Genomic DNA, 13,200 nt, shown 5'->3' with positions numbered 1-13,200 from the left:
GTCACATCTTAAACGATGCGAAAGCCTCATCTTCATCTCCAGGCATCAACTGGTCGGATATAGCGCCAGTGTCCTCTTGAACTTCAATCCCGCCCAAGCGCTCCTGCCATGTAGCGTCTGGATTTTGATCCAATATTGCAAGTAGATTGATAAAAGCCGTAATAGTCGTTCTTGGCGTCCGAAAATAGGTATCACCAATGCGCTTTGCACAATGTTCCATGAAGCTAAAAATACCTTGGTCAGGCACTAAATACTTCGCCGAATCACCGCCTGCATAGACATGTCGAATCTTCTGAAGAAGCACATAAAAATCCTCAGGCGTCAAACTTGACAAGCGTACGACAGGGCCGCTGAAATCAACCAGACCATCAGTAGCAAATGTATTTTGTGCTAAGCGGCTTTGAAGCGCAGGGTAGCTATAAAGACCGCGCCGGGTATCGAGCAAGAACTCCGGAGTTCCCCCCAGCACAAAGCCAAGCCCGACAGAATTTCCTTGTAGGGAATCATTCAGAATACGCAATATTTGCTCATAGTTCGCGTTACGAGCCTGGGTATTTGCGAGTTTATAAAGGTTAACAAGCTCATCCAAACAGATGACCAAACCAGAATAACCCGCTAAACAGATAAAGCGAGCCATAAGCTTTAGTTGGTCATAGAACGCAGCATCATCTACGATACTACGAACACCTAACGCTTGTCGGGCATCGGTCTTCGTCGAGAACTCTCCTCGAAGCCAACGAACTGCATCAGACTTCAGTTGCTCTCTACCTTCTTCAGCTCCACGACAGTACGCAGCAATAACCTCAGCAAAATCATAACCATTGACTAGTTCTGTCAACTGCTCCAGCTTCTGATGAATTGCCACCTCGGTTGAAACACCAGCAGCCTTGCCCTCAATCTTTGCCGTTGAGATGAACTTCTCCACAATGCCAGCAAGAGCGCCACCCTCTGGTTTAGTCCTTGTAGCAATACTACGCATCAGTTCTGCATAAAGAGAACGCGCCTGACCACCACTGGCATGTAAGCGCCGGTCAGGATTAAGGTCAGCGTTAGCCACCACAAGCTTCTTTTCCATCGCAACAGCTCTCACCATGTTAAGGAAAAAACTCTTGCCCGCCCCATACTCACCGATAACTAGTCTAAAGCCTGAGCCGCCATCGCTGATACGCTCAATGTCTCTCAAGAGTGTTTCAATTTCGCTGGCACGTCCCACCTGGATAAGATGTTGGCCCATACGCGGCACAACACCTGCCCGTAGTGATTGAATTACGGCATCTCGGTCTTTAGGGCGAATAGTACTCATGCTTCGATTTTCTCCAGTAATTCCGTATTAACCTCAATAGGATCTGTACCTTCTGTGAGCGGCATATCAAACTGATCGAAGGCAGCCTCATTGATATGCTCTAGCGCCCCATCAAGAAGTAGGTCCAAGTCCTCTGCGGCATCAAGAAGCTCAGTGCGAGTCCACTGCGGCCTCGATAGAAGCAAACGCGTTAAAGAGCCATGCTGCTCGTCCAAACCAAGAGGTGTTGTTGAGACCGCTGCGGGTTCCACTTCTACTGGTGGTTCAGAAGCCTCGGGCGCTAACTCTTCCGTAAAGATGCTAGAGAGCAGAGCAGTAACCTTTTCAGTATCTTGCTGTAACGCTGCAACCCGAGAATGGTCGAGTTTAAACTCAGCAGCCCGACCGTTGGACGATGTAGCCAAAACCGGAGTGTCTGTTGCCACTTGATGGAGATGTGAAAATACTTTCGTTGAATCGATCCCCAAAGCGTTGTAGACCTTCTCCAACATTTTGACCTCGTTCGGTGCCACAGTACCATCGGACTGCGCAACAGCCGCCATAAAAGCGGCAAGAGTTTCTTTCGCTACATTGTCCAAGGGCTCAAGTTTTTTCTTTAAACGGGTCAATGAGGCGGGGGCTACTGTCAGCAAGCGGAGGTAAGCTATGAGCCTACTCAGATGATTTGGCGTTAAATGAGTCCACGATTGAACCTGCTCACGCAGGTGTATTTCCTCTGTGGAGGAAAACTCTCCATCAGCAGTAGCAACGGCCGACGCAAGCTCAAGAGTTAGAGCCGCTGCGTGATAAGCGGCTGTACGCCGACTTACAGGCTCACCGGGAGGTATCGAAAAAAGAACCACCGTTTCTTCAGGCTTTGGTACTTTGGCACCATTAAGAACATCTGGCTCCATACCGATATTTATTGACTCCAGCGCTCTAGCTAATCCTAGAACTTTATCGCGCGTTAATGTACTTTGGGCCCCAAGCAGACTTTGTAGTTCACCAAGGGACATAGTCAACACATCGCCAGCTATTCGAACCTCGAGTTGTGCCACCGCTCTTTGGCGCTCGGCTGGCCATAAAGTGGCAGGCAATAGTAATAGCCCTTCCAACGAAGCTTTGTCATCTGGGTTTCGACCGAGGAACCGACTGAAAGTCTCAAGCTCCTTAGTGACAGAATCTACCAAGCTTTGAATTTTCTTCACTGGTCCAGTCAACACACTGACGTCCGGCGTTTCTCCAAAGTTTAAAGTGGGTTGACGGTATCCTTGAAAACCCGATGAAGCTGCCTGATAGAAAAACTTGAGTTTAGTTTTATTCTTTGGCAGTATCAGCCCCCCCCCAAACAGCTCCGTATATTTATGTCGGAATAGTTTTTCGAATTGTTCGGCACATCGAGTAGCCGGTGTTCTAAGAACGATTTTGGGGTCGAGTCGAGCCCACGCTAAAGCTATATCTACAGGCACTGGGGCAGCATCTATCGCAGCCTGGCCAAGTGCTAATTTGAGATATACCGGCAGCTCGTACGTTTTAGAAAAGTCCGGTACCAACTGCTCATAAAGCTTCCTATCGTAGGTCACCAGTGTGGCCCAATTTAGTAGTTCAGAAGCGTAGCGATGGAATGAACGTGACTTGTCTCCGTAGATAGCTAACAAACGTCGAAGCTCTTGTGTGACTGCGGTACATTCGTCCTGAGTAATTCCATTACTGGAGCCATCAATAATGACTCGCCTCTCCAGACCATAAAAGAACAAAAATACAAATCCGATATCTGCACTTGGGTCTTGACGACCTCCTGCAAGCCATTCTAAATAGGCGCGTCGCGCACTTGCCGATATTTCAGAATAGCTTGGCCAATATCCGAATTGTCGTTCAGTGTAGTCGCCTCGGTTGGCAATAGACTTGCTAGGATCAATCAAGCATGGATCGTTATTGCCTGTCGGGGTGAGCAATTCAGTCCCCACATACACCATACCGCCGGGAATAAATACGCCGCCAATAATCGTTTCAGCACCCGGCTCAACCCACTGTGCTGCGCCAAATCCAGTTGGAGCCGGTGGCACCCTAAAAGTAGAAGACAAAGTCCCATTTGTCTGAACCACACTGATAGGTTCATCTGTATTAGATGAAAATGCCTTAGGCACAGCACTAGGCTCTTTGCGAGCAGCAAAAGCATGCGATGTCGTCTTTAACTGCTGTTTCACCGGTGTCTTTGCTGCCGCTGGGCGTGCCTTGTAATACATTATCCCCATACTCAAAGCGGCGACTATCCAAACGCTTTTAGGCGCATCAATCGCCAGGAGGATGAACCCAATAACTACGGCCCACAGAAGCAGTCTCCCATTGCGGGAACTCTTTTTCCCCATCGTCGCCCACCTAAACGTTCTCGCTCTGCACGGACTTGGCCCATAAAGAGGATTATTTACCGAACAAAGATATATGAATCATTCGAAGTCGCAGAAAGTGCCCTCACTCATCGGCGAAATATTTCACAAGCGATGACCGACAAAAACTGACTTTCGAAGCTTTGTCATTAAAAGTAACATGCTACCTTGCTTTATGCTCATAACCTCTCGCTATTGGTGTTGACTAAACGCATCTTGTGCTTATAAGGCATCAAGAGTGATTGATACAACTGAAAAGCGAGCCATGTGACCCCTGGTAATCCCCTATTTTTTAGCGATTGGTAGAAGTAGGAACGCTATGCGGCCATGACCAGCCACTGTTTTGGGGTAAATTCCCCCAAGGCCATATTTGGGCGCTCATTATTGCAGGACCACATCTGTTGTGTGGCGACACATTGAACGTGCTCCAGATCGTCCCAGTGATGTTGGGACAGCCATTCGCAGCGAACGGGTCTGTCGAAGCGTTCAACATAGGCGTTCTGCTGCGGTTTGCCGGGCCGGATATATTCAAACTTGATGTGCCATGTCGCGGCCCACTGGACAATGGCTGTACTCAGATACTCTGGGCCGTTATCGCAGCGAATGGTTGAGGGTTTCCCTCTCTATCCGATGATCTAAGTGAGCGTGCGGGTTACATGCTCAAAGGGCACCGGGCACGCCAGCCGTTGCATGGCTTGATCCGCAGATTCAGCTAGCGCTTGCAGTAGATCCGACACTCGCGCTTGTGGTTCCAGCGCAAAGCCTTGCACATTGCGTAGGTGCAGAAAGCACAGGCCAAAGCCCCAGTTGAGAGGGCTGTCAGTCAGGCGCAGCCGTTAATTGGCAATCTGCTCATTCTCGACGTCAGTCCTGACGATATACCGATAGCAAGCCTAACTGACCTTAACCGCCTCGCAGACCAGTCGTATCGTTACGTCTCGTTCTTGCACCGCACGTTGAGCCACCTCGCGGCGGCGAGATGGCCGCACCACCTTTTTCGAGCGCCTCCATCACAATCTCGGCCTTGAACTCCCTTATCCGAGCCATCAGCGACACGTCTATACCGCCGTACTGCAAGCACCACTTATAAAACGTGCCGAGCTTACGCCCAGTTCCCGGCACAGATCAGGCACGGCTAAACCTGCTTTCACTCGTTTGATGGCCTCAATGATCTGGCTGTCTGTGCATCTTGATCGCTTCGTGCTGTAGAACTCCTCAATGAGAAAACTCAACTTCTGATCTCACCGCTTTATGGGGGAATTACCCTACGCTATCTACAAACCTCACTCCACAATAGACACGATCTTATTAGTCCAAAGGAAATCCATTATGTCGAGTTCCACATTAAGCGCTCATCCTTCATCACCAAAAAAATGAGCCCCAGCAAACACGCCGGAGCCCATTTTATTCATCCGCATCACTGCGGGGTTTTTCACAAGTTCCTGAGATCGGTTTTCATCAAACCGGGAAGCTTTCAGGAACGGTGAACACCGATAGCCTTAAATATCCAGGTTCCCCGCCTGCAAGGCATGGGATTCGATAAAGGCACGACGTGGCTCAACGTGATCACCCATCAAGGTGGTGAAGATTTGATCCGCATCGATCGCATCAGCGATCTGGACGCGCAGCAGGCGGCGCACGGTGGGGTCCATGGTGGTTTCCCACAGCTGGCTGGGGTTCATTTCACCCAGACCTTTGTAGCGCTGTTTACTCAGGCCACGCTCGGCTTCGGTCAATAGCCATTGCATGACTTCACGGAAATCATCCACCTGGGTTTCACGACGCTTCTCGCCTTCACCACGGGCAACCATGGCACCATCACCGATCAGACCGGCAAAGATCTCGCCAGCACGGGCCAGGGTTTGGTGATCAGCGCCGCGCATGAAGTTGCGGTCAAACACCGTGACGCGGATATTGCCGTGGTGCAAACGTTGCACCACTACGCGCCAGGCTTGGCTGCCTTCATCGAAGGCAGCAAAAACTTTAACCACGTTAGGAAGGGTTTCGTCAAACAGGACTTTTTCCAGATCCTGGGCGCTTTGTTCGGCCGCTTCCTGCGTATCCAGGTTCAGCTTCACGCCTTCGGCCAACGCCGATAAGGCATCGCCGTCCATATGACGCGACAGACGTTCAATCACGCCCTTGGCCTTCACGTAGCGGTGAGCGTAATCAGAAAGAGCCTCGCCGGTGATAGGCGCACCGCCTTCGGAGGGGGTCAACACCGCATCGCGCAGGGCCAACTTCAGCATGAATTCGGCTTCCTCGGCGTCGTCCTTCAAGTAAAGCTCTTCACGGCCCACCTTGACCTTGTACAGTGGCGGCTGAGCGATATAGACATAGCCGCGCTCGATCAGCTCGGGCATCTGACGGTACAACAGTGTCAGCAGAAGGGTACGAATGTGAGCACCATCCACGTCCGCGTCAGTCATGATGATGATGCGGTGGTAGCGCAATTTGTCGATATCAAAATCCGGGCCGATGCTGGTGCCCAGAGCAGTAATCAGAGTGGTGATCTGCTCGCTGGAAATCAAACGATCGAAACGGGCTTTTTCTACGTTCAGCACCTTGCCACGCAACGGCAAAATGGCCTGGAACTTACGGTCTCGACCTTGCTTGGCCGAGCCGCCTGCGGAGTCACCCTCCACAATGTACAGTTCGCACAGGGCAGGGTCTTTTTCCTGGCAATCAGCCAGCTTGCCCGGCAAGCCAGCGCCTTCCAGCACGCTTTTTCGACGTGTCATTTCGCGGGCTTTACGAGCCGCTTCACGCGCACGGGCTGCTTCTACAATCTTGCCGCACAACGCCTTGGCGTCGATAGGGTTCTCCAGCAACCAGGTTTCCAGGGTACGGCCCACGGCTTCCTCAACCGCTGGACGCACCTCGCTGGACACCAGCTTGTCTTTGGTCTGGCTGCTGAACTTGGGCTCGGGCACCTTCACCGACAGCACGCAAACCAGGCCTTCGCGCATGTCATCACCCGAGGTGTCGACCTTGGCTTTCTTGGCCAGTTCGTTGTCGGCGATGTACTTGTTCAGCACGCGGGTCATGGCCGCACGCAAACCGGTCAAGTGGGAGCCACCGTCACGCTGGGGAATATTGTTGGTGAAACACAGCACGGTTTCAGCGTAGCTGTCGTTCCACTGCATGGCCACTTCAACCGATACCGGTGTGCCACCGGCACTTGACTCGGTCGCCACGCTAAACACGTTAGGGTGCAGCGGAGTCTTGTTGCGGTTGATGAAATCCACAAAGCCTTTGACGCCACCCAGGAAGGCGAAGTCCTCTTCCTTGCCCTGAATTTCGTCAACCAAACGGATCTTCACGCCGTTATTCAGGAAGGACAGCTCGCGCAGACGTTTGGCCAGAATTTCGTGGTGATATTCAATATTATTGAAAATCTCCAGGTCGGCCAGGTAACGCACGCAGGTGCCGGTGCGACCTTCTGCCTTGCCAGTCACGGCCAGGGGAGCTGTGCGCTCGCCACGGCGAAACTCGACCTGGTGTTCATTGCCGTTACGCCAGATGGTCAGCAACAGCCATTCGGACAGGGCGTTCACACAAGACACACCCACACCGTGCAGGCCGCCAGACACCTTGTAGGAGTTCTGGTCGAACTTACCGCCCGCGTGCAGTTCGGTCATGACGATTTCAGCGGCGCTGCGCTGGTGTTCGTCATCTTTGTGGATATCGGTTGGAATACCGCGGCCGTTATCGCACACCGAAATGCTGTTGTCGGAGTGGATGGTGACGACGATATCGTCGCAATGACCGGCCAAGGCCTCATCAATCGCGTTATCCACCACCTCGAACACCATATGGTGCAGACCGGTGCCATCGGAGGTGTCCCCGATGTACATGCCTGGACGCTTGCGCACGGCCTCCAGGCCTTTGAGCATTTTGATGGAATCAGCGCCGTAATCGGCTGGCTGGGCGGTCGTGGTTTGATCGGTCATAGCATAAAACCTTGTAATAGCCTGTCTGCTTCAAGCCGGTATGGCCCGGCGGGCCATACCTGTCGAACATGCCGCATTAGATGCGCATCGGCATGACCACGTACTTGAAGTCTTCTTGCTCGGGCAGCGTCATCAACACAGAGGCGTTGGCATCAGGCTGCACAGACCAGCGGACTGTTTCATCCTTGATGCTGGCCAACACATCGAGCAAGTAGCTGACGTTAAAGCCAACGTCCAGACTTTCGTGTTCGTAATCGATATCCAGCTCTTCAACAGCTTCTTCCTGCTCGGCATTGGAAGCGGAGATCTTGAGCTGGTTTTGCGACAGTTGCAGTCGCACGCCACGCAGTTTGTCCGTGGTCAAAATGGCAGCACGTTGCAGGCTGCCTTGCAACACTTCACGGCTGACATCAAAGTGGCGGGTGTAGTTGGAAGGAATCACACGCGCAAAGTCGGGGAATTTGCCTTCAACCAGTTTGGAGACCAGCTCCACATCGCCAAAACGGAAACGGATCTGACGGCTGGACACATCAATATTGACCAGATCGTCGGTATCGCCCAGCAGACGCTGCATTTCCAGCACGGTCTTGCGCGGCACGATGATGTCGTGGCGCTCCTGCACGCCATCAATTGCGGTGGCATTATGAGCCAGGCGGTGGCCGTCGGTGGTAACCGTACGTACAAGACCGGGTTCAAACACCAGCAACATGCCGTTCAGGTAGTAACGAATGTCTTGCTGGGCCATGGCAAAGTGCACCGTGTTGAACAGGTGCTTCAAGGTGCGCTGAGGCATGCTCAGCGACACGTCCCATTGCTCGGGCAGGTTCAGCACTGGAAAATCCGCCGCATCCAAGGTCTGCAACTGAAAGCGGCTCTTGCCAGACTGGATGGTCAGCTTGCCGCTGTCCAGGCCCAGGCGCACATCACCAAAGTCGGGCAGGGCTTTCAGAATGTCGAGCAGCTTGCGGGCCGCCACCGTGGTGGCCGCATTGTCCTCACCCACGCCAAAGTCGGCATTGGTGGTGATCTGCACTTCCAGGTCGGTTGCCAGGAAAGAGACATCAGAGCCGTTTTTACGCAGCAGGATGTTGGCCAGAATCGGCAAAGTATGGCGGCGCTCCACAATGCCAACTACTGTGGATAAGGGCTTTAGCAATGCGTCGCGGGTAGCTTGAACGAGTTGCATGGTCATCCTTTGAGAGTTTGTTCCAGTACGTGTAATGCGTGATTCAGTTCGGCTTGCTTGGTGCGTGCATCCGAGATTTTACGCACCGCGTGCAGCACCGTAGTGTGGTCCCTGCCACCGAAAAGATCGCCAATTTCCGGCAAACTCTTTTGGGTCAGTTCCTTGGCCAGATACATGGCCACCTGGCGCGGCATGGCGATATTGGCGGGGCGGCGCTTGGAGTACATATCCGCGACCTTGATTTTATAAAAATCGGCCACGGTTTTCTGGATATTTTCCACTGTGATCTGCCCATTGGAGACCGACAGCAAATCTTTTAGGGCATCCTTGCACACTTCCACCGTCAAGACGTCGCGGCCATGGAAACGTGCGTAGGCCGAGACCTTGCGCAGCGCCCCTTCAAGCTCGCGCACGTTGCTGCGCAGATGCTTGGCAATAAAGAAAGCCACTTCTTCGGGCATGGCAATGCCTTCAGCCTGGGCTTTGCGCAGCAAGATCGCCACACGCATTTCCAGCTCGGGCGGCTCGATTGCCACGGTCAGACCGGAGTCAAAACGCGAGATCAGGCGGCTATCAATGTTAGCCAGCTCTTTGGGATACGTATCCGAGGTGATGATGATCTGCTTGCGCTGGGCCACCATCGCTTCAAAGGCGTAGAAAAACTCTTCTTGCGTACGATTCTTGCCAGCGAAAAACTGAATATCGTCAATCAGCAGCAAGTCCAGCGAATGGTAGTAGCGCTTGAACTCGTCAAACGCCTTGCGCTGATAAGCCTTGACCACGTCCGACACGTATTGGTCGGCGTGAACGTAACGGACGCGCACACCATTGCCATTGGCGACCAGCGCATTGCCAATCGCATGAATCAGGTGGGTCTTGCCCAGACCCACGCCGCCATACAGAAACAGTGGGTTATAGGAGACACCGGGATTCTCGGCCACCTGCAAAGCGGCCGCGCGTGCCAACTGGTTGGCTTTACCCGTAACGAAATTATCGAAAGTCAGTTCGGCGTTCAGTCGCGAGCGATCCTGTACCGCATCCACCACCGCCGTCATGGCCGGGTTGGCAACAGGCGGGGCCAGATTATCACCGGCCGGGCTGCCTGCAGGCACAGGAGCGGCACGATCGGCCAGGGCGCGACGCGGCGCCGCGCTAGCCGAAGGCAGCTCGAACTGAACCGTAACGGGACATTCGTAGAAATCCGAAGCCAGTTCCTCGATACGAGTGGCGAAATTCTTGCGAACCCAATCGAGCTTGAAACGATTGGGCGCAGTAACGCGCAACACCCCGGCTTCGCTGTCGAAGTCCAGGGGAACCAGTGGACGTATCCACGCACTTATTTGTTGTGGGGGAAGCTCCTGCTCCAATTTCTGAACGCAGGACTGCCAGAATTCATTCATCGGTCATCACTTCTGTAAACCTCGATTCTACCCTGAGCTGTACCAAGTTATCCACAGGCTAACAAATTTAGTTGCGTAATATCGGGCTAAATAATTGACACAACAGAAAGAATTTGCTGAAATGACGGGCTTAACACGATTTTCTGTTGCCAGATCCCAAGCCTTTGCGCAGTCGGGGTGGAGATTTTCTGCGATTTCTGGCGGCTCATTTTTTTGGATACACCATGAAACGCACCTACCAACCCTCTGTTACCCGTCGCAAGCGTACCCACGGTTTTCGCGTTCGCATGAAAACTCGCGGTGGCCGCGCTGTTTTGAACGCACGTCGCGCCAAAGGTCGCAAACGTCTGGCTGTATAAGCCATGTCGGGATGCGGGGCCCAGGGTGATGGATCTCTTATCTAAAGCCCGACTCCCACGATACGCATCATGCGTGCCTCCTTTCCAGCTACGGCTCGCTTACATAGCCCCACCGAATACGCGCAGTCATTAAAAGGACAACGCGTAGGTCGCGGGGCTTTGTTCGTGGTCACTCGCTCTCGTGGCGAGGACCCACACCAGACCGAAGGCGCCCGTTTGGGACTGATCGTCCCCAAGCGCTTTGCCAACCGCGCCGTCACCCGCAACACCATCAAACGTATCTTGCGTGAAACCTTCCGCCACAAACGCGAAGGCTTGCCCAATGCCGCCTATGTCTTTAGGCTGCACAGCAAGGTGCCTCTGGTGTCGCTGACCGCTTTAAAGCAACTGGTTCGCGATGAAGCCAACACCTTGTTTTCAAAGGTACGGCCATGATGCGCAAACTGGCTTCGGCACCGATCCGCTTTTACCAGTTTTTTCTGAGTCCCTGGATCGGTAGAAACTGCCGCTTTACCCCCAGCTGCTCCAACTATGCCTTGCAGGCCATTGAGATTCATGGCCCGCTCAAAGGCTTATGGCTAGGTGGTGTACGCATCTGCCGCTGCAATCCCTGGTGCAAGGGAGGGCATGATCCTGTGCCCGCTCGCACGCCCGAAGACCGCAACACTTTCTAAAACCGTCCTGGTCTGCGCCTTGTTTTTCAAGGCAACCCCCTGTTTGCTGACCAGCTACGTTAAACTGCTAAGCTTTTGCTCAGCTTTATAAATGTGATACAGGCGCTATGGATATCCGACGCACCATCCTATGGATGATCTTCTCCTTTGCACTGCTGCTGCTGTGGAACAACTGGCAGGAATATAACGGCAAGCCATCGCTGTTCGCTTCCACCCCAGCCACCACACAAGCGCCAGCAGCCTCCGACGAACCTGCCGCAAACGGTGGTGTTCCCGCTGCTCAAGAGCCGACTGCGTCTGCTGCCTTGCCTTCGAGCAACAGCGCGGTGTCTGCCACAGCGCAAACCATCGACATCACAACAGACGTCTACAAGCTGGGCTTTAGCACTGAAGGTGCCCAACTGATCAAGGCTGAACTGTTGAAGTACGGTTCGCCCGAAAACCCCGAGCAGCCCATGGTGCTGCTGGATAACTCGCCCGCCTCCACCTACCTGGCCCAGTCCGGTATTGTGGGTGCCGCCGGCCAGAATCTGCCCAACCACCTGACCCCGTTCACTCTGGTCTCGAGCCAGCACAACATGACGGGCGATACCTTGGATGTGGTGTTTGAAGCCACTTCGGACGACGTGAAAGTCACTAAGACCTACACGCTGCACAAAGGCCGCTACGACATCCAGGTTCGTCACGATATCCAGAACAATACCGGCTCGGCCATTGACCCACGCCTGTACCTGCAACTGACCCGTGACGGCAACAACCCACCCGATTCGTCCCGCCTGTACAGCACCTTTACCGGTCCTGTGGTCTATTCCAGCGGCGAAAAATTCCAGAAAATCACTTTCTCGGACATCGACAAGAACAAGGCCACCTACGCTCGCAGCGTGGATAACGGCTGGATCGGCATGGTGCAACATTACTTTGCAACGGCCTGGGTTCCTGCCCAGGACCTGCAGCGCACCAATGAAATCCTGAAGCTGGGCAACAATCTGTACGCCGTGCGCACGCTGGAGTCGGTCGGTTCGATCGCTGCCGGCCAAAGCAAGGCAGTGGACGCCGCCCTGTGGGTAGGCCCTCAAGACCAGAAAGCCATGTCGCAATTGGCTACCGGTCTGGATCTGGTTGTGGACTACGGCTGGTTGACCATTATTTCCAAGCCTTTGTTCAAGCTGCTGACCTGGCTGCATTCCTTGCTGGGTAACTGGGGCTGGGCCATCGTGGCGCTGACGGTGCTGATCAAGCTGGTGTTTTTCCCGCTGTCGGCTGCCAGCTACCGCTCCATGGCCAAGATGAAGCAATTTGCTCCACGCATGCAAGCCCTGCGCGAGAAGTTCGGTGACGACAAGGCCAAGCTGAACGCCGCCATGATGGAGATGTACCGCACCGAGAAGATCAACCCGCTGGGTGGTTGTTTGCCCATGCTGGTTCAGATCCCTGTGTTTATCGCCCTGTACTGGGTGCTGCTGGGCAGTGTCGAGATGCGCGGCGCCCCCTGGATTCTGTGGATTCATGACTTGGCCGCACGCGACCCATGGATGATTCTGCCCGCCATCATGATGGGGACCATGTTCCTGCAGATCAAGCTGAACCCCACGCCGCCTGATCCAATGCAAGCCAAAGTCATGATGCTGATGCCTCTGGTCTTTGGTGGCATGATGTTCTTCTTCCCCGCCGGTCTGGTTCTGTACTGGTGCGTGAACAACATCCTGTCCATCGCTCAGCAGCGCTACATCATGGTGCAGATCGAAAAGAAAAGCGCGAAAGCGGCCAACAGCTAATTCGCTCTGAGACAAAAAACCCCGCTATATTTTTTAGCGGGGTTTTTTTATGCCTGCTGCCAGCCAGATGACATGAAGCAGAGCAAGTAAACAATGTTCAAACGCAGCACTGAACACGGCTGTCAATTTATCAGACTCAGGCATAGCCCTAGCTAGCCAGACAGCCAGGCCAATAAAACGCCCC

General features: G+C 53.5%; 9 protein-coding genes and 1 pseudogene. 4 read left to right on the top strand and 6 right to left on the bottom strand.

The window, feature by feature from the left end; all coding sequences use genetic code 11:
• Position 1: 1 nt before the first annotated feature.
• The 6 genes and pseudogenes from AB7E06_RS02980 to dnaA form a co-directional block, all read right to left on the bottom strand.
• Positions 2–1,303 carry an ATP-binding protein gene (locus AB7E06_RS02980; RefSeq protein WP_427955026.1) on the bottom strand — a complete coding sequence of 434 codons (1,302 nt, stop codon included), beginning with the start codon at positions 1,301–1,303 and terminating at the stop codon, positions 2–4.
• Positions 1,300–3,651 (bottom strand): TerB N-terminal domain-containing protein, encoded by a 2,352-nt coding sequence (locus tag AB7E06_RS02975; protein WP_427955024.1) that lies wholly within the window; start codon positions 3,649–3,651, stop codon positions 1,300–1,302. Before AB7E06_RS02975 ends, AB7E06_RS02980 begins: the two co-directional genes overlap by 4 nt.
• A gap of 335 nt (positions 3,652–3,986) precedes the next feature.
• A pseudogene (locus tag AB7E06_RS02970) lies at positions 3,987–4,889 on the bottom strand (integrase core domain-containing protein).
• Between the two features lie 279 nt (positions 4,890–5,168).
• Positions 5,169–7,622 carry a DNA topoisomerase (ATP-hydrolyzing) subunit B gene (gyrB, locus tag AB7E06_RS02965; protein WP_094195118.1) on the bottom strand — a complete coding sequence of 818 codons (2,454 nt, stop codon included), beginning with the start codon at positions 7,620–7,622 and terminating at the stop codon, positions 5,169–5,171.
• 76 nt (positions 7,623–7,698) lie between these two features.
• Complete coding sequence (gene dnaN, locus AB7E06_RS02960) at positions 7,699–8,808, bottom strand: DNA polymerase III subunit beta (protein WP_162496888.1); 1,110 nt, start codon at positions 8,806–8,808, stop codon at positions 7,699–7,701.
• A 2-nt stretch (positions 8,809–8,810) separates the two neighbouring features.
• On the bottom strand, positions 8,811–10,208 hold the full coding sequence (dnaA, locus tag AB7E06_RS02955) for a chromosomal replication initiator protein DnaA (RefSeq protein WP_094195116.1): 1,398 nt from the start codon (positions 10,206–10,208) through the stop codon (positions 8,811–8,813).
• Between the two features lie 224 nt (positions 10,209–10,432).
• Here dnaA and rpmH point away from each other — a divergent pair, with 224 nt between their 5' ends.
• From rpmH to yidC, 4 genes are all read left to right on the top strand, one after another.
• Positions 10,433–10,567, top strand: coding sequence for a 50S ribosomal protein L34 (gene rpmH, locus AB7E06_RS02950; RefSeq protein WP_003800771.1), 135 nt, complete (start codon positions 10,433–10,435; stop codon positions 10,565–10,567).
• A 69-nt stretch (positions 10,568–10,636) separates the two neighbouring features.
• Positions 10,637–11,002: a ribonuclease P protein component gene (locus AB7E06_RS02945; protein WP_094198220.1), complete on the top strand. Its 366-nt coding sequence runs from the start codon at positions 10,637–10,639 to the stop codon at positions 11,000–11,002.
• Entirely contained in the window at positions 10,999–11,241 is a 243-nt protein-coding gene (gene yidD, locus AB7E06_RS02940; RefSeq protein WP_021447161.1) for a membrane protein insertion efficiency factor YidD, read from the top strand. The genes AB7E06_RS02945 and yidD overlap by 4 nt, the downstream gene beginning before the upstream one ends.
• Positions 11,242–11,348: 107 nt before the next feature.
• The gene (gene yidC, locus AB7E06_RS02935) at positions 11,349–13,016 is read left to right on the top strand and encodes a membrane protein insertase YidC (RefSeq protein WP_094198219.1); all 1,668 of its coding nucleotides are present in this window, start codon (positions 11,349–11,351) and stop codon (positions 13,014–13,016) included.
• Positions 13,017–13,200: the final 184 nt, after the last annotated feature.

Origin of the sequence: Alcaligenes sp. (assembly GCF_050255915.1) — a bacterium.
Taxonomy (GTDB): Bacteria; Pseudomonadota; Gammaproteobacteria; order Burkholderiales; family Burkholderiaceae_B; genus Alcaligenes; species Alcaligenes aquatilis.
The sequence above is the reverse complement of the archived record's forward strand: the minus strand, read 5'-3'. Positions and strand labels throughout refer to the sequence as shown.